Source organism: Actinomadura violacea (genome assembly GCF_017573465.1).
GTDB lineage: Bacteria > Actinomycetota > Actinomycetes > Streptosporangiales > Streptosporangiaceae > Spirillospora > Spirillospora violacea.
On sequence record NZ_JAGEPF010000030.1, the window covers coordinates 1 to 17463 of the forward strand.

The 17463-nt window shown below is 73.9% G+C and carries 15 protein-coding genes; 4 read left to right on the forward strand and 11 right to left on the reverse strand.

Features of this window, described 5'->3' with window-relative positions:
- A partial coding sequence (locus J4709_RS39920; RefSeq protein ID WP_208249580.1) for a hypothetical protein occupies positions 1–813 on the forward strand: 813 nt, incomplete at its 5' end.
- A 28-nt stretch (positions 814–841) separates the two neighbouring features.
- Here J4709_RS39920 and J4709_RS55130 read toward each other — a convergent pair.
- The 11 genes from J4709_RS55130 to J4709_RS39975 all read right to left on the reverse strand — a co-directional run bounded on the left by J4709_RS55130 (position 842) and on the right by J4709_RS39975 (position 12112).
- A complete protein-coding gene (locus J4709_RS55130; RefSeq protein ID WP_269757566.1) occupies positions 842–2389 on the reverse strand; it encodes an OmpA family protein in 1548 nt (515 codons plus the stop codon).
- A 130-nt stretch (positions 2390–2519) separates the two neighbouring features.
- On the reverse strand, positions 2520–2753 hold the full coding sequence (locus J4709_RS39930; RefSeq protein WP_208249582.1) for a Flp family type IVb pilin: 234 nt from the start codon (positions 2751–2753) through the stop codon (positions 2520–2522).
- A gap of 150 nt (positions 2754–2903) precedes the next feature.
- The gene (locus J4709_RS39935) at positions 2904–3638 is read right to left on the reverse strand and encodes a response regulator (RefSeq protein WP_208249584.1); all 735 of its coding nucleotides are present in this window, start codon (positions 3636–3638) and stop codon (positions 2904–2906) included.
- Between the two features lie 2 nt (positions 3639–3640).
- A complete protein-coding gene (locus J4709_RS55925; RefSeq protein WP_208249586.1) occupies positions 3641–4858 on the reverse strand; it encodes a sensor histidine kinase in 1218 nt (405 codons plus the stop codon).
- A complete protein-coding gene (locus J4709_RS39945; protein ID WP_208249589.1) occupies positions 4839–5729 on the reverse strand; it encodes a type II secretion system F family protein in 891 nt (296 codons plus the stop codon). Before J4709_RS39945 ends, J4709_RS55925 begins: the two co-directional genes overlap by 20 nt.
- Before the next feature lie 4 nt (positions 5730–5733).
- Positions 5734–6663, reverse strand: coding sequence for a type II secretion system F family protein (locus J4709_RS39950; RefSeq protein WP_208249598.1), 930 nt, complete (start codon positions 6661–6663; stop codon positions 5734–5736).
- Complete coding sequence (locus J4709_RS39955; protein WP_208249599.1) at positions 6660–8015, reverse strand: TadA family conjugal transfer-associated ATPase; 1356 nt, start codon at positions 8013–8015, stop codon at positions 6660–6662. The genes J4709_RS39950 and J4709_RS39955 overlap by 4 nt, the downstream gene beginning before the upstream one ends.
- Positions 8016–8019: 4 nt before the next feature.
- Positions 8020–8424, reverse strand: a complete 405-nt coding sequence (locus J4709_RS39960) for a TadE family protein (RefSeq protein ID WP_208249601.1) — start codon at positions 8422–8424, stop codon at positions 8020–8022.
- A complete protein-coding gene (locus J4709_RS39965; protein WP_208249603.1) occupies positions 8421–10007 on the reverse strand; it encodes a CpaE/TadZ family protein in 1587 nt (528 codons plus the stop codon). Before J4709_RS39965 ends, J4709_RS39960 begins: the two co-directional genes overlap by 4 nt.
- A 6-nt stretch (positions 10008–10013) precedes the next feature.
- The gene (cpaB, locus tag J4709_RS39970) at positions 10014–10721 is read right to left on the reverse strand and encodes a Flp pilus assembly protein CpaB (RefSeq protein WP_208249605.1); all 708 of its coding nucleotides are present in this window, start codon (positions 10719–10721) and stop codon (positions 10014–10016) included.
- The gene (locus J4709_RS39975) at positions 10718–12112 is read right to left on the reverse strand and encodes a hypothetical protein (RefSeq protein ID WP_208249607.1); all 1395 of its coding nucleotides are present in this window, start codon (positions 12110–12112) and stop codon (positions 10718–10720) included. The genes cpaB and J4709_RS39975 overlap by 4 nt, the downstream gene beginning before the upstream one ends.
- A gap of 1256 nt (positions 12113–13368) precedes the next feature.
- Between J4709_RS39975 and J4709_RS39980 the strand changes: the two genes are divergently transcribed.
- From J4709_RS39980 to J4709_RS39990, 3 genes are read left to right on the forward strand one after another with little or no spacing between them, the layout of a single operon-like run.
- Positions 13369–13863 (forward strand): DUF4282 domain-containing protein, encoded by a 495-nt coding sequence (locus J4709_RS39980; RefSeq protein WP_208249609.1) that lies wholly within the window; start codon positions 13369–13371, stop codon positions 13861–13863.
- Between the two features lie 11 nt (positions 13864–13874).
- Positions 13875–16250: a serine/threonine-protein kinase gene (locus J4709_RS39985; RefSeq protein WP_208249611.1), complete on the forward strand. Its 2376-nt coding sequence runs from the start codon at positions 13875–13877 to the stop codon at positions 16248–16250.
- Complete coding sequence (locus J4709_RS39990) at positions 16247–17374, forward strand: response regulator receiver protein (RefSeq protein WP_208249613.1); 1128 nt, start codon at positions 16247–16249, stop codon at positions 17372–17374. Before J4709_RS39985 ends, J4709_RS39990 begins: the two co-directional genes overlap by 4 nt.
- The last annotated feature ends 89 nt before the right edge of the window (positions 17375–17463 follow it).

A 17463-nucleotide genomic window follows, 5' to 3' on the forward strand; every position in this document is an offset into this window, starting at 1 on the left:
TCACGCTCCTCCCCTGCCCGCCGCTCTGCCGTCCTCGGGCCGGGGGGCGCGTCCGGGCCCGCGGCGCGCGACGGCCTGACCCGCGTCCTGTCCGCAGCGGCCCGTCCCTGGCGGGGGCGGCGCCGCCGGGCGGCCCTGGCCCTGGCCCTGGGCGCCGCCGCGGCGGCGGCCGTCGCCGCCGCCGTCGCCGTTCCCCTCCTGCTCGACGCCGGAGGGCACGGCGGGGGCGCGCCCTCCGTCAAGGCGCACGTGCTGAGCGAGGACTTCGGCGGCGCCGCGGACGGCTGGCCCGTGGGCACCTGGCCCTACTCCTCCACGGCGGTCGAGAACGGCGGCTACGTCGTCACGCAGACGGCGGGCCCCGCCTACCACGCGGTGGACGCCCCTTCCGGAGCCAGGCCGGCGAACGTGTCCGTCACCGCCACCATCCGCCTGCGTTCCGGCGACCCGGCCGACGAGGCGGGCGTGTTCTGCCGCGGCGACGGGACGGCCGGATACGAGGTGCTCCTCGACGGCAGGGGCGCGGTCGTGATCCGCAAGGGCGGCACCGACGGCGGGCCGGTACTGGCAAGGTCCGCGCGGCCGGTCGCGGGGCCGGGACGGGCGGTGCGGTTGCGGGCGACCTGCCAGGCGGTGCCGGGCGGGGTCCGGGTCCGGGCCTGGGCCGGGGGCCGGGAGGCCGCCGGCACCGTCGCCCGGCCGGCGCTCCCCGCCGCCGGCACGTTCGGCGTCGTCGCCGGCCGGCCGGACCGCGGCTGGGGCACCCCCGCGACCGCGGCCGTGTTCGACGGCTTCGCCGCCGACCGGATCTGAGCCGGCGGCGCCCCCGCCGCCCCGCCCGTCACCGCACGGTCAGGCCGGCGACGGTCGCGTCATTGATCTTCGTCCACGGCACCAGCACGCTGACCCTGCTCGTGGCCGGCGGCAGCTTGTAGGCGCCCCACAGCGTGAACGACTCGCCCGGCCCCAGCTCCTGCCTGCCGCTCTGCGACCTCAGCGAGGAGCACACGCACTGCCCGTTGGAGGTCTCCATCGGGTAGTAGTGCATCTTCGCCGCCGGGTCCAGCAGCAGCACTCCGCCGGCCGCGGCGCCCCGGTCCAGCGGGAAGGAGCCGTGGACGCTGGAACTGCGGTCCAGCCGCGACAGCACGTCGATCGTCGACGAGCCGGTGTTGCGGATCGTCCACACCAGGGTCGTCACCCCGGCCGCGTCCCGGTGCAGCGCGTTGACCTCGACCTTCAGCCCCCGCGCCGCCGGAGCGGCGAACGTGGCGCTGCCCAGCACCGGCGGCGCTCCCGGCGTGTACCGGAACGGCGCCCCCGACGCGGCCGGGGCCGCCGGCTGCGGCGGCCGCGAGAACTTCACCGTGACGCGCCGGTTCTTGCGCCGCCCCTGCTCGCCGTCGTTCGGCGCGACCGGGTCCGCGGACCCGTGCCCCGCCGCGGCGAACGTCACGCCCTGCCGGGTGACCAGCTGCTTGAGCCGGCCGGCGACGGTCTGCGCGCGGCGCTCGGAGAGCGGCTGGTTGATGGCGTCGTTGCCGGAGGTGTCGGTATAGCCGTCCACCGACACCGTCGCGCCCCGGGACGCGTCGACCTGCTTGGCGAGGCCCTGGAGCAGCGCCGTCGCCCGCGGCGTCAGGTCCGCCTTGTTCAGCGCGAAGAGCACGTCCGACGACAGCATGACCCACCGGTTGTCGGCGTCCTCGGTGATGGACTGCTCGTCGCCCTCGGCGGCGCTGGACACCGTGAACACCCGGGGCTTGCCCTGCTGCGCCGACGCCGGGTCGACCGTCTGCCCGGGCAGCGGGCGCACCGCGCCCGTGCCGAGCGGCACGTCCTGGAACGCCACCCCCGTCGGCAGCGTGACCGTCGCCGCGCGCACGTCCGCGGGCGGCGCCGGGAACACCGCGTAGACCCCCAGCGACGCCCCGGCCGCGACCTTCGTCCCGGTGAGGTCGGAGCACATGCAGGTGCCGTCCGCGGTCGCCAGCGGCAGGTAGAGGCGGTCGCCGCGCCCGTCCAGCAGTCCGAGACCGGAGGCGAAGAAGATGTTGCCCGAGTCGGGGTCGTTGGACTGGTCACCGAACGCGTCGGAGACGTCCACCGGCGCCTTCCCGTCATTGACGAGCTTCATCTGGGCGGTCACGGTGTTGCCCGGCGTCCGGCTCAGCGTCGTCAGCTCCAGATGCGCCGGGCCGTCCTTCAGCGCCATGGGCACCGATCGGTCCAGTCCCGCCGCCGGCCCGCCCGTGCGCGGCGTCGTGGTGCCGGCGTGCGGCTTCTTGCCGCCACCGCCACCGCCGCAGCCGGCCAGGGCGATGAGCACGGCCGTCAGCGCCGCGCCGCAGGGACCGATGCGCCGCAGCCGATGTCCTGCTGATTTCATGACCATCCTCGTTTCCGTTCCAGACACCACGAAGCGGTGGAGAGGACCGCCGAAATGGCGACCTCTCCACCGCTTGTTCGCAGGCCCTCAGTGCGTGCGGCCCCGAATGTCCGACTCCGCGAAATCGGCCTTACTGCTTCTTGCCACCGCCGCCGCCGAACAGCTTGTTGAGCGCCCCCGTGAACTGCGTCTTGAGGGTCGAGTTGACGACGGCGATCAGCACGCCGATGATCGCCGCGGACACCAGGATCAGCGCCGCGTACTCGATCCCGGTCGCACCGCGCTCCCGGCGGGCCTGCAGGTTCTCGACCCTGTCCTGGACGAACGTCTGCAGGGTCACGTACAGCGGGATGATCGGATTCATCGGTTGCCTCCGGCTGTTGCCCGTCACACTTCCTGGAAAGGAACGGTACGGAAACCTCCGGCGGCCCCACAGGGCCCGGCGGCCCTATTGCGGTCCCATTCCCGGGACGCCCGGAAGGGCCCACGGGCCCAGGCCGGCGAATACGCCGCATCACCGGGTCTCCTCCTGCGCGGTCCCGATCCAGTGTGCTATCGCCGCCCCCCGCGAACCGACTCCGAGTTTGGCGTAGATACGGTTCACATGGTTCTTGACGGTCTTCTCCGCCAGGAACAGCCGGTGCGCGATCTCGCCGTTGGAGAAACCCTGCACGATCAGCCGCATGACCTCCGCCTCGCGGGCGGACAGGTCGAACCGGGCGGCGTCGGCGAACGCGGGCGGGTCCGCCGCCCCCGGCGGCGGGCCCGCCGCGGCGGCCCCGGCGGGCGGAGGTGCGGCCCCGGCGGGTGCGGGCGGCGGCGCGGACCCGGCGGGCGACTCGCGTACCGCCCCGACCAGCGCCGAGATGGCGGCCTGCGAGAACGGGTGACCGCCCGCCACCGCCTCGTTCACCGCCCCGGTGAGCTCCGCGGGGGTGAACGAGCCGTGGACGAGGTAGCCGACCGCCCCGTTGGCGATCGCCGCGCGGACCACGTCGGAGTCGTCGGTGTAGGTCAGCATGACGACCTTGCTGGTCCGGCTGATCGCGGCGGCCGCCGCCACCCCGTCCAGCAGCGGCATCTGCACGTCGAGCAGCACCACGTCCGGCCGCAGCCGCTCGATCAGCGCGAGCGCGCTCTCGCCGTCGCCCGCCTCGCCGACGACCTCGATCCCCTCGGCCTCCAGCAGCGACACCAGGCCCATGCGGACGACGACATTGTCGTCGACGACCACCGCTCTGACGTTCATCGTCACACCTCCGCAAGCCGTTCGTGCACCGGTTCCTCGGCGGGGAGCCTGACGGTCAGGGTGGTGCCCGCCCCCGGCTCCGAGGCCATCAGCACCATGCCGCCGACGCGTTCGGCCCGCTCGTGCAGGCCGATCAGTCCGTAGTGGCCGCCGGCGGCCAGGTCCGCGAGCGGCCGCGGCCGGAAACCGCGGCCGTCGTCGGTCACGGTGATCACCACGTCCGCGCCCTCGCGCGCCAGCCGCACCCCGACGCGCGCCGCCCCGGCGTGCCGGTCGATGTTCTCCAGGGCCTCGGCGAGGATCGACTTCAGCTCGTGGCGGACGCGCACCGGCAGATCGGCCGACGCGTCCAGCTCGCAGGCCACCGCCGTGCCGGTCGCGGCCGCCCAGCTCTCGGCGACCTCCCGGAACACCTCGGGCAGCGGCCGGACCAGCGCGTCCTCGCGAAGCTCCGACAGCAGCTGCCGCGCCTCCCGGGAGGCGATCTCGGCCGCCGCGGCGACACCGCGCGCCTCCCGCGCCGCCCGCGACTGGTCCTGGAACGTCCACTTCGGCAGCGCCGCCGCCGCCATCGCGATGCCCCGCAGCGTCTTGGCCAGGGAGTCGTGCATCTCGCGGGCCAGCCGCGCCCGCTCCTCGGCCGCGGCGGCCTGCACCTCGGCCCGCCGCAGGTCCGCCTCCTGGGCCACCATGTCGTCCAGCAGGTGCCGCAGCGCCACCCCCGCGAAGCCCGCCAGCGGGTAGTACAGCGGCTGGCCCAGCACGACCTGGAAACTGAAGTCGATCTTCTCGGTGATCGTCAGGCTGTAGGTCGTGTAGTAGCAGAGGATCTCCAGCGTCGCGACGACCAGCATGCCCTGCCAGCGGTACAGCAGCCCCGCCAGCGCGGCCGTCACCACCGTGGACAGGAAGAACGGCCCCGCGAGCCCGCCGATGCCGAGCGCGGTGAACAGCACCCCCATGTCCAGCGCGAACAGCAGCGGATGCGCGGCCAGGTGCGGGGCGATGAACCGCCAGCAGCGCGACGCCAGCCACGACAGCACCACGATCGACAGCACCAGCACGAAGGAGACGGCCGTCAGCTCCTGGACGGGGAGCAGCAGCAGCGTGACCGCAGCGATCAGCATGCGGATCTGCATCAGCATCCGGAACGCGGCACCGACCCGCTCCGGCACCGGCCCGCCGCCCGCCGCGGCCGCCTCAGTTCCCGAAGAGCCCACCCGTACCCGCCCCCGACCCGTAGAAGAGCGCACCAAGAACGATCAGCATCAGAGCCGGCAGCGTCAGCCCCATGGTCACCGCCGTGATCTTCGGGGTGGTGCGCTGCGCCTTGCGCTTGGCCCACTGGGCCGAGGTGCGGCGCATGTCGTTGCTGATGTCCATGAGCGCGCCGCTCAGCGGCGCGCCCAGCTCCTCGGCCTGCAGCAGCGCCGTGACGAACTGGTTGACCGCCTCGGAGCCGGCCCGCCCGCGCAGGTCCTCGAACGCCTCCCGGCGCGGCGTCCCCAGCTCCATCTGCCGGAGCGCGACGAGGAACTCCTCCGCGAGCGGTCCCGGCATGCTGTCGGCGGCCCGCGCGAGCGCCGTCCGGAAGCCGAGCCCGGCGCTGACGGTCACCGCCAGCACGTCGAGGAAGTCCGGCATCGACCGCTGGATGTCGTCCTTCCTGGCCTGCCTGCGGCCGTACAGCGTCAGCTCGGGCTGCAGGACGCCGAGCAGGCACAGCACGCCGAACAGCGAGTGGCCGCTGAGCATGAGCAGCAGCCCCAGCACGCCGAACAGCACGACGTACCCGGCCGTCCGGCGGGCATAGGACTCCACCGTGAGGCCGCCGGGCCGGCCGGCGGCGTCGATCCGGGCGCGGACCTGCCGCCGCCACGGCGCCACCAGCTCGACGGCGAGCCGGGAGAACGGCGTCCCGATCCGCTCGGCGACCAGGTCGAGCACGAACACGTCGCGGTCGGCGCTGCCGCCGGCCGGCGGCAGCGCCGACGCGGTCACCCGCTCCCCGGACGTCGCCAGGGCCAGCCCCCAGGCCCCGAGCAGCGTGCACAGGGCCGCCGCGGCGCCGATGGCGAAAGCGGTCATCATGACCTCACACGTCGATCCGGGTGATGCGGCGGATGATGAGCAGGCTCGCGACGAACAGCAGCGCCGCGACGCCGAGGATGACCTGGCCGACGAGCCGCTCGCTCATCACCCGCAGGGCGCCCGGCTGGAGCAGGTTGATCAGCCCCAGCCCGGCCACGCTGAGCGCGCCGACCGCCCAGTTGGTGACGACCGCCTCGCCCATGATCGTCCGTACCTCGCGGCGGGTCTCCTTGCGCTCCTCCAGCGTGCTCGCGATGGTGCGCAGCGCGGTGACCAGCGAGCCGCCCGCCCGCGCGGACACCACCAGGGTGCTGACCAGCACGCCGAGCTCCCGGGACGGCAGCCGCTCGACGAGCGCGCGCAGCGCCTCGTCCAGCGGCTGGCCGATGCGCAGCGCGTCGGCCGTGCGCTTGAGCTCCTCGCCCGCCGGATCGGCCAGCTCGTCCGCCGCTATCTCGATGGCGGTGCGCATCACCAGCCCGGCGTGCGTCGCGTTGGACAGCACACGCGCCAGCTCCGGCAGCTGCGCGATGAACTCCTCCCTGCGCCGGTCCTCCCTGCGCCTGACGTAGGCCAGGAACAGGAACCCGACGCCGACCGCCGCGGCAAGCCCGAACACCGGGGCGATCCACTGCCCGATGAGGACGATCGCCGCGGCGCCGCCCACGATCATCAGGCCGAGGAACGTGGACACCGGCATGCGGATGCCGGACGCGGCGAGCCGCCGGGCGAGGGCCTTGCCCACGCCGGTCCGGCGGACGGCGATGTCGAACCGGCCGCGCAGCGTCAGCATGCGGGCGTCGGAGCCCAGCACCGACCGCGCGACGAGCCGGCGCCGCTGCCCCCAGCCGGCCGCCAGGTCCCCCAGGCCCCAGATCGCCACCGCGAGCGTCACCGCGAGCAGCAGCAGGATCACGGGATACGGAACGTTCACGGTGAGAACCTCCTCGTCGCCGGGCCGCCGCCGGCCATGCCGCCGCCCGGTGCGCCGGCCCGCGGGGCGAAGGCGGGCGGGATGCCCTCCCCCGCGTAGAACAGCTTCTCCGCCAGCGCCGCGGGAAGGGGATGCGGCGTGAACACGCCCCGCACCACCCGGTCCGCGCCGACCGGCTCGGCCTCGAAGTGCATGACGCGGTGCAGGACGAGGTCCCCGCGCGCGGACTCGACCACGGCCACCTCGGCGAGCCGCCGCGACCCGTCCGGCCCCCGGCTCAGCTGGACCACCACGTCGATCGCGCTGCTGATCTGCGCGCTGATCGCCTCGTAGGGGAGCTTCACGTCGCTCATGCTCGCCAGGGTCTGCAGCCGGTGCACCGTGTCGTCGGTGGAGTTGGCGTGCACCGTCACCAGCGACCCGTCGTGCCCGGTGTTCATCGCCTGCAGCATGTCGAGCGTCTCGCCGCCGCGGACCTCGCCGACGATGATGCGGTCGGGCCGCATCCGCAGCGCGTTGCGGACCAGGTCGCGGATCGTGATCGCGCCCTTGCCCTCGATGTTGGCGGGACGTGCCTCCAGCGGGATGACGTGCTCCTGCTTGAGCCGCAGCTCCGCCGAGTCCTCGATCGTGATGATGCGCTCGCCGCCGGGGACGAACGCCGACAGGGCGTTCAGCATCGTGGTCTTCCCGGTCCCGGTGCCGCCCGCGATCACCAGGTTCAGCCGGGCGCGGACGAACGCCGCCAGCAGCATGCCGGTCGCCTCGTCCAGCGACCTCATCCCCACCAGTTCCTCGATCGTGTACGCGCGGGGGAAGCGCCGGATGGTGAGGACCGGCCCCGCCAGCGAGAGCGGCGGGATCACCACGTTGACCCGCTCCCCGGTGGGCAGCCGGGCGTCCACCATCGGGCTCGAATGGTCCACCCGCCGGTTGACCTTCGCCACGATGCGGTCGATGGTCTGGTACAGCTGGTCCTCGCTGGCGAAGCCGCCGTCGAGCCGCTGCACCCGGCCGAACCGCTCCACGAACACCGCGTCCGGCCCGTTCACCATGATCTCGGTGACGTCCGGGTCGTCGAGCAGCGGTTCCAGCACGCCGAGGCCGAGCGCCTCGTCCACCACCCGCTTGATGAGGTTGGCCCGCTCGTCGGCGGCCAGTACCGGGCCCTCCCGGGTGACCAGCAGGTCGGTCACCTTCTCCAGCCGGGTACGGCGCTGCTCCAGGGTGAGCCGCGCCAGCTCGTCGAGGTTGATCTCCTCCAGCAGCCGCTGCCGCCAGTGCCCGACCATGTGCTTGCTGGTCCGGTCGTTGGCCGACCTGTCGTCCTCCAGCCGATCACGCAGAGGCATCCGATCACCCCAGCGGCATGGTGACGGAACGGGTCACGGTGTAGTCCAAGGGAATGCCCTTCCAGAGCAGGGGGAGCTTGGCGCGGACCTGGCAGTGGACGCCGTCCGCGCCGTGGACGGCGCGATGCCCGCCGGTGATCGTGTACTCGTTCAGCCACCCGGGCATCGCCCGGCCCGCGTACAGCGGGCACAGGCCGGGGTCGTAGCGCTGCCCGGCCTCCCGCGCCCCCGTCCGCGCCGCGTTGTCGACGCGCTCGATCGTCGTCGACCCCACGTACGCCTGGAACGCGGTGAAGATCACCAGCAGCGCGACCGGCAGGACGCCCGCGTACTCCAGGGCCGCGGCGCCGCGGTCCGCGCCGAGGCCGGCACGGCGCACGCCGCGGGGGACCGCCCCGGCCGGCCTCACCGCGGCTCCCCCAGCCGCTCGTCGACGATCCTGGCCTTGGCGGTGATGCCCCACGGGCCGTACCAGCCGGGCAGCATCACCGGCGTGTCGATGGTGACCCGCGCGTACCCGTCCTGAACGGCGATGTGCAGGTGGTCGGGGTCCTTCCACTTGCCGTAGACGCCGGCGACGGCCCGCCGGCGGACCTCCTCCCGGTTCGCCCGCGCCGCGGCAGTGCCGCCCTGGTCGTAGCCGAGGACGGCCACCGCGCGCGCCGCCTTGTTGGCGGCGTGGCTGGAGTACATGGACGTGACGCCGACCAGCACCACCTGCCACACCAGCAGCATGATCAGGCCGATCAGCGGGAAGAGCCCGGCGAACTCCAGCGCGACGGCGCCCCCGTCGCGGGCCTCCGCCGCCCCCTGCCGCGGCCGCGCCCCGTCGCCGAGCAGGCCGAGGTCCGCGGCGAGCTGCCCGACCGCCTTCCGGAACTCGGCGCTGCGGACGGCCTCCGGCCGGCCCGTGTTGGCCGCCTCCTCCAGCGCGCGGAAGCAGGCCGGCACGGTGACCTTCCGCAGCGGCGACCCGACCATCCTGCGCGCCAGTTCCGGCTGGATCTCGTTGCGCCGGCCGTGCTTGGCCAGCAGCACCGACACCTCGTCCTTCTTGCGGATGGCGAGCCGCGACCACATGTCGGTGAGCCGCCTGACCGAGCGCAGCGCCGGCACGTCCGGGGTCGCGATGACGACGGCCTCGTCGGCCAGCTCCACCGCGACCGCGTTCGCGTCGGTCACGTACGTCCCGGCGTCCACGATCACCACGTCGTAGCGCGACCTGATCAGCGTCAGGATCCGCCGGCTCGTCCGCGCGGAGATCTCCTCGGCGTCCTCGCCCCGCTCGGGGGCGAGCAGCAGGTGCGGTCCGAGCGGATGGACGAACAGCGCCTCCGCCACCACCCCGCCGTCGAGGTCGCCCGCCGCGGCCGCCAGGTCGGCGATGCTGTGCCGGTGCTGCACGTCGAGGTACGCCGCGATGTCGCCCTTCTGCAGGTCCATCTCCACCAGGCACACCGTCCGCCCGGTGCCGGCGACCGCGACCGCCGCATGGATGGCCAGCGTCGTCGTGCCCGACCCGCCCTTGGCCCCGCACAGCGTCACCAGCCGGCCGAGCCGGCCCGGCCCGCCGTCCTCCGAGCCGGCGTCGGCCGACGCGAAATGCCTGCGCATGGTGCGCGACCATTCGGCCGCCTGGACGATCCGGCTCTGCAGTTCCGGCAGCGTGGGGTCGTTGGAGACGACCCCGCGCGCCCCGGCCGCCATCGCCGCCGCGAAGGTGTCGGCGCTCGCGGTGTCCGCGATGAGCACGACCGCCAGCTGCGGGCGCCGGACGATCAGGTCCCGGATCAGATCGAGGGCGGGCAGCGGCCCGAGGGCCTCGTGTACGAGCACCACGTCCACCGACGGCATCGCCGCCACCGTGCTCACCACATGGCCGGACGTCGCCTCGACCGCGGCCACCTCGACGTCCGCCAGCTCGCGGACGCGGCCGCCGACCGACTCCACGAGCCGCCGGTCGGCGGCACCGAGAACGATCTGGATGGGCATCGGACCTCACTTCGCCGGGAGCGTCTCGCACACCGGGGGCAGCCGGACGCCGTCCAGCCCCGTCCCCGATCCGCCGATGAGCGCCAGTCTGATCTTGTCCGCGAAGCTCTCCTCCCGGGTGAGCTTCAGGCTGTCGGCGGCGCTGAGCGCGAAGGTGATCGGCACCTGGGAGTCGGTGACCGAGTTGTTCTTCTCGTTCTGCACCCGGGTCTCCTGGCCGATCTGGATGACCTTGGCCGCCTTGACGATCCGCGCGGCGCACGACTGCTGCTGGTTGCCCTGCTGCGTCTGGTAGGTGGCGTAGATGTCGACGGGCATGCCCTTGTGGACCTTGCCCGCCACCCCCGTCTCCGCGTCGATCATGATGGCGATCTCCCGCTGGCCGGGCTGCAGGACCGGACCGGGGACGAGCATCCCGGTCTGCAGGTAGGCGCCGGCCGGCAGGTCGGCCGCCGCGACCTTGCCGTCGAGCTGGCCGGGGTCGGTCACCATCGTGTCCGGCGACCACCGCTTCGGCACCCGGATCCGTTCCAGGTCGTCGCCGGTGAGGGGGGTGAACGCCGCGATCGGCCGTCTGAGCTTGAGCACGTCGGTCTTCACGCCGACCTCGGCCCGGACGGAGCCGACATAACCAACAATGCTGACGAAGATGGCGACCGCGCCGAGCGCGGCCAGCACCATCAGCAGAACTCCACGTCGCTGGCGCGGGTTCATGGGACTCCGTTCTCGTTCAGGGACTCACGGGGAGGCGGGGGCGGGGGCGGAGGCCGGAACACGATCGTGCCGGTGCGGTGCGGAAGGCCGCCCCCCGACGGCGCGCCCGCCCCGGTCCCGGCGGACTCGGACGGCGCCGCGGGCACCACCGCGCCACGCCCCGGCCCGTCCCCCACCGCCGGAGGCTCTTGCACCGCCGGAGGGTCTTCCACCGCCGGCGGGCCCGGCGCCGCGGAAGAGTCCGGCGCCTCCGAAGGGTCTTCCACCGCCTCCGGCTCCGCGGCAGGGTCCGGCTCCACGGGGGAACTCGGCGCCGCGGGCGGGTCCTGCACCGCGTTGCCCCAGGAGCCGGGCGGTGTCCGCGCCGCTGGCCGGCCGTCCGGCCGCGTCCGCTCCCGCCCGAGTTCCTCCGCGAAGCCGGCGTCCCCCGACCGCGCGTCCCGTGCCCGCACCTCGCCCGGCGCGGGGCCGGGCGCCGGCGGTGCGGCCGGTCGCGCGGAGGCGCCGTTCGATGCCGGCCCGCCGCGCGGCCGTACCGGACCGTTCGCGACGGGACCGGAGGCGGCCTCAGGCTGCACCATCATGCAGAAGGGGCACTCGGGCAGCGCGGTCGGCTCGCCGCACCAAGCGCAGAGCCGGCAGGCGGACGCGGCGAGCGAGCTTTCCAGCGCCCGCGGGTGGCCGCTGAACGCGACGAACTCGGCGTACCTCTTCGTCCCCCAGTACTCCGTGCTCAGCGGCTGGGCGCCCACCGCCATCAGCTTGACGGCCGCGAGCGCCGGCACCAGCGCGGTCCGCAGCCAGTCGGCGTCGCCGTTCTCGCCGGTGCAGAGCATCAGCACCGGATCCACCGGCCGCACGCCGATCGCCGGGACCCGGCGGGCCGCGGTGATCCGGTGGACATCGCCGTCCTGACCGGTGGTCACCGCGAACCCGCTGCCCGGCAGGTAGGACGACACATGGGCGCCGAGCCCGGTCTTGACACGCTCCAACCGGGCGACGCTGTTGACCCACGCGCCCGCGTAGACGTCCTTGCAGAGCCGCAGGGCCAGTACCGCGAGAGCGCCCGGAGCGGCATCGGAGTGCGAGGCGGTGAACGCCAGCTGATCGGCGATCAGCGAGAGGGCCAGGGGCGGAAGATCGAGCGGTATGCGGGCGATCCGGTCGCTGAGCAGGGCGGCCCGTGCCAGCCGGACGAGCCTGGGGACCCCGTCCTCCCGCCACGCCGGATGGAGCACCAGCACGGATCCGCGCCACCCGAGCGCCTGCGCCATCAGATCGACGAACGCCGCCGGCGCGTCGCCGCCCCCGTTCGGATCGAACCGGTGGGCGACGTCGGAGCCCAGGATCCCCGTGCTGGGGAGGTCACCGGCGAGCACGACCAAGGTCACGAGCGCTCCGGATCCTTCGTGTGCCTCACGAGCAGTCCCCTTCCTCTCCCCGCCGCCGCTCCTCGTCACGGCATCCCGCCTTACGGTCGTACCGCCAAAGGTCAGAATGGGTGTCACCGGACAGGCGACGACCCCTTCCCCTGCAGCCCGACCATTAATAGTGAGCATCGTATTCTCCGACGCAACAGGAATACCAGTGGTTCAGCCGCGGTGAACATTCGCGCGAAATCGAGTGCGAGCCATCTCTGACCAGCGGCAACGTCCGACACGAAAGCATTCACCCGGAAGGACGGCCCGACGCGCGCGCCCAGGGGCGCACCGAAGCAGGTTTTGGAACGCGCCATTCGATCCGCACGGAACGGCCGAGCGCCCCCATCCGTTACCCAGAGGACCGCAGACCAGAGAAATCAAGAGCCATAACCGGCCAGAAAATCAGGCCCCTGGGCCCTGGACAGGGCGCGGGGCAGTGCCCCCTCCTCGGCCCGACGTTCCGTCACGGGCCGTCGAGCCGGACGGACCGCACCGGGGGTCCGCAGCAGGACCATCCAGGGCTCAGGCAGGCGGCCTGCTGCGCCAACGAGCCCTTCCACACCTTTCGCAGGACTGCTCACTATTCCGAATTCCAACACGGAATAGCATCCCGGACACAAGGCGGCCTACTTCGGCACTCGCAGGACGCGCCGCATCCACGACCGCGGCCACCGCATCCGTGTTCCACGGAGAGCCTCAGACGGGCCGCACAAGAAGGACCCAATCCACCCTCGACGACGCCGCGCCGCATGATCCGGCACGACCGTAGTCGCGATATCGGTCCCACACTCCGAAGAACGAGACCGCATTCACCTGCAAAGCCGCACTCGACGCCCCGAGTGTCCCTCCCGACCTGACGCCGAAACCAACGGCGACTCCAGAGACGGGCTCCCACCGAACGACGAACGGACTTTCCGACCTGCGAGCAAAATGACAACTAAACTCAACGAACCAGAGCGAAGCCATCGCCCTCGAATTCCCAAAAGGTGATCACGCCTATAGGAATATTGCGTCCGCCGCCACGAAAGCCGATGTCGCAACGCTCAATAAAGCTCAGCCCCGACGATCTCCGGCGCCGGCGCGCCCCGGGGAGCCGACGAGACGGGGCGGTGGGTGAGCTCGGCGGTCAGGACGAGCAAGGAGGTCCGCACGTCTCGTTCCGGTGGGACGGGGGCGTGAGGCTCTAGAGTCTTCCCATAGGCGGCCCCACACTGGAGACGACGGCGATGACGCACCCATCGGACCCCGGCCAATCACCGCGCCCACCGGGGCCCCCGCCCGGCCCGGCCGCGGGACCGTACGGACCGCCACCGCAGCAGCCCGGGCCTGGGCCCGTCCCCGGCCCCCGCCCCGGCGGCTCCTTCGGCACCGGCCCCTACGAGCAGCCGCAAGGCTGGCAGCCGCCGCCCCGCATCCCGCAGCAGAAGGGCCTGCTCGCGTCGCTGTTCGACACCAACTTCAACAACCTGGTCACGCCGAAGCTCATCAAGCTCTTCTACATCCTGTCGCTGCTGCTCATCAGCCTGTCCGCCCTCATCGTCGTGGTGATCGGGGTCTGGGTCATGGGCCTGCGCAATGGATGGCTGCTCGGCCTCATCATCGTCTGCGCCTCGCCCGTGGTCTGGTTCTTCGAGGCGATACTGGCCCGGATCTTCATGGAGGCGATGGTCGTCCGGTTCAAGGAGGTCGAGTACCTCCGGATCATCAAGGACAAGGACTAGACGGGGCTGCGGTGGGCGAGTTCGACGCGGACGGATCCGGCGACGGCGGGGCGCGGGACACGCGGCGGGACGCCGGGGCGACCCGGCGGGACGAGCGGGTGCCGGCCCCGCGCACGCCTCCGGCGTCCGGGGCCGCGGCGACGCGGCGGGACGGCGAGGCGGCCGGCGATCCGCTGATGCGGCTGCCGGCGGCGCTGGCGGAGCGGTACGAGGCGGTCGCCGAGCTGCCGGTGCAGGGCGCGGAGTCGGACCTGCTGCTGGTGCGGGACGAGGCCGGCGACCGGTTCGTGGTGAAGGTGTTCCGCCGCGGCTACCACGCCGACCGGGAGGTGTGGGCGAAGCTTCCGGCGCTGGAGTCGCCGCACGTGCTGCGGATCCTGGAGACGGGACACGCGGACGGCCGCGACTATGAGGTCACCGCGTACGCGCCGGACGGGAACCTGCGGGCGCTGATCGACGGTCCACTGCCGGACGGGACCGTCGGGGAGATCGCTGCCCAGCTGGCGGACGGGCTGTCCGCGCTGCATCGCGCGGGGATCGTGCACCGGGACCTGAAGCCGGAGAACGTGCTGGTCCTGGAGGCGGAGCCGCTGCGGCTGGCGATCGCGGACTTCGGGTTGAGCAAGGTGCTCGACGAGAGCGTGGTGTTCGCGTCGTCGTCGCGGACGCTGGCGTACGCGGCGCCGGAGTCGCTGTCGGGGCAGGTGTCGCCGGCCCGGGACTGGTGGTCGCTCGGGATGATCGTGCGGGAGTGCGCGACGGGCCGGGCGCCGTTCCGGGGGCTGAGCGAGACGGTCGTGGTCGACCATCTGGCGACGCGTCCGGTGAGCGCGGACGACGTGCCGGACGCGCGGCTGCGACTGCTCTGCCAGGGATTGCTGACGCGCGATCCGCGGCGCAGGTGGACGGGCGAGCAGGTCGCCGAGTGGCTGGACGGCGCGTCCCCCCAGGTGGCGGAGGAGACCGTCGAGCCGGGCGCCGGTCTGCCGTTCCGCGGTGCCCGCTATGCGCGGCGTGAGGAGCTGGCGCGCGCGCTGGTGGACGACTGGGAGCATGCCGCGCAGTACTTCTTCGGGCGCGGCGAGGCCGGGGAGGCGTGGCGGAGCCTGCGGGAGTGGCTCGCGGGCGTGCCGGACGACAGCCGTATCGCGCTGGTCGACGGCCCGCTGACGGCGGCGCTGCCGCCGGACGTGAAGCTGCTGCATCTGGTGCTGTGGCTGGATCCGGCGCTGCCGCCGCATTACCTGGGGCGCAGGACGGCCGCGGAGGATCTGCCCGCGCTCGCCGCGCTCGCGGACGATCCCCGGCACCCGGATCACGGGCTCGCGTGCCGGATCGGCCGGGACCTGTGGGAGCACGGCCTGCTGCGGGTCCTCGCGGGGTTCGCGGGGGCGAGCGGCCTGGCCGGGGTCGACGGCCAGTGGCGCGCCCACGTCGCGGCTTGGAACGACCTCGCGCAGTGGTTGCGCGGGCAGAAGGCGACGCCTTTCGGGCTGGCGAGGCGGCTGCCGGACGCGGAGGCCGGGAACCCGCCGGCCGTCCTGCTGGCGCTGCTCGCGCTGGCGGCGCGTCCAGCGGAGACGCACCGGTCGCTGGCCGAGGGCGCGGCGCGCGCGCGGGACGCGGTCCCGGAGCCGGTGCCGTGGTTCCTGTGGATGGCGGACGGGGCGGGCGACGATCCGCTGCGGCTGCTCGCCGTCGCGCGCGCGCTGCCGGAGGCCGTCGTGGAGGCGGAGGCGAGGGCGCGCGACCGGCATGCGGCGGCGCAGCGCTCCGAGGCGCTGCAGGCGCAGTGGGCGGACCGGGAGCGGCGGCGGCTCGCGGGACGCGGCGCGGCGATGACGCGGGCGGTCGTGTGGACGCTGCCGATCCTCGCGATCTGGCTGGCGGTCAGCTGGGTCGTCGGGAGCCTGTTCGGCGGCGGGAGGAGCGGGAGCGGAACGACGACGGTCGGGATCCACGCGTCGTCCGGCGGCGGTGTGCCGTTCGCGGTGCTCGCCGTCCTCGCGGTCATCGCATGGGGCGTGGAGTGCGGCGCCGAGGTGATGCTGGCGCGCGCGCAGGGCGGCGACTATCTGCCGTACGGGCCGTGGTCGCTGGTGTCGAAGGTGCTCGGTGCGGGCGGCCGCGGGCTGTCGAAGGCGTCGCGGACGATGTCGGGCGCGGCGCGGCGCGATGACCGGCGGGGCTGCGGGGTGCTGCTCCTCGCCGGTACGGTGCCGCTGCTGCTCCTGCTTCTGCTGGCGGCGGCGCTGACGTCCGTCGCGAGCGTGATGTGGGTTCTGGCGATGGTCATCGGGGCCGCCGCGCACGCGGTGGCGGCCGGTGTCCGGATGCACGACTGGCAGCGGGCACGCAAGACCGATCCGGGAGGGGCCCCCAGATGAGCAGCGGCGTCGAGGCCGACATCGTGCTGGACGCGGCGGTCGTGCTGACGCTCGGCATGAACCGGGTGCTCGGGCGCGGCGGCGACGCGGCGGGACGCGGCCTGCAGGCGCTGGCGGCGCTCGCGGCCGGACGGGCGGAGGCGCGGGAGGCCGCGCTCGCCGAGGTCCGGACGCAGGAGCGGGCGCTGCGCGAGGTCGTGGAGCGCAACGCGCGCATCGCGGCGCTCGCCGAGACCCGCGCCAAGCTCGGCGCGGAGGTGGCGCTGCCGCCGCCGCTGCGGCCCGCCGACGAGTCCGCGCCGGAGCTGACCGCCTGGTGCGCCGCGACGGACCCGCTGCTCGACGAGGCGGAGCGGCGCCTGTCGGAGCATCTCGCGGCGCAGGTCACCGCGCAGGTCTTCACCGCCCCCGCCGAGGGGCTCCGCGCCGACACCGGCGGAGCGCCGCCGCCCCGCCGCAGCGCCGACGACGCACCGCGGACCCTCGAACGGATCATGGCGCGGCTGCTGCCCGACGCCGGCGAGGACGAGCGCCGCGCCGTCGCCGAGGCGGCCCGGCTGCTCGCCGCGGTCGGCACCGGTGAGGAGGCGGAGGGCGTCCTGCACGAGGTCCGGCTGCGGATCCGGGAGGCCAACCGGCGCACCGAGGAGGCCAGGGAGCGGGCGCGGCGCCGCGCGGCCGAGCGGGAGGCCGCCGAGCAGGCCGAGGCGGAGCGCCGGTACGTGCTCGACTCGATCACCGCCGCGTTCGAGGACATGGGCTATGAGGTCCAGCAGGGCTTCGAGACGCTGACGGCCGGGGCCGGCTCGGTGGTGCTGACCAGGGGCGCCTGGCCCGACCACAGCGTCCGGATGCGGGTGGACGGCGCCGCGCGCGTCGAGGCGGCGATGGTGCGGGAGCGGCCCGCCGAGAGCGAGGACGACCGGCGCGTCGACGTCGAGCGCGAGCGCGAGTGGTGCGCGGCGTTCGAGGCGGCGCGGGCGCGGCTCGCGGGCGGCGGGATCCGCTCGGAGGTGTCCTGGCGGCTGGAGCCCGGCGTGCGCGAACTGCCGGTCGGCGGTGAGTCACGGCAGACTGGGGGGCGTTCGGGGCAACGCGAACGCCGCCGGGAGCGTCCCACGTGACGTGCCGCCCCCGTCGGCGGCGCGTGATCGGAGAATGGTGCCCGCGGGGCGCGGCAGGCCGCCGCCCCTCGGGACACGCGGACTGGAGC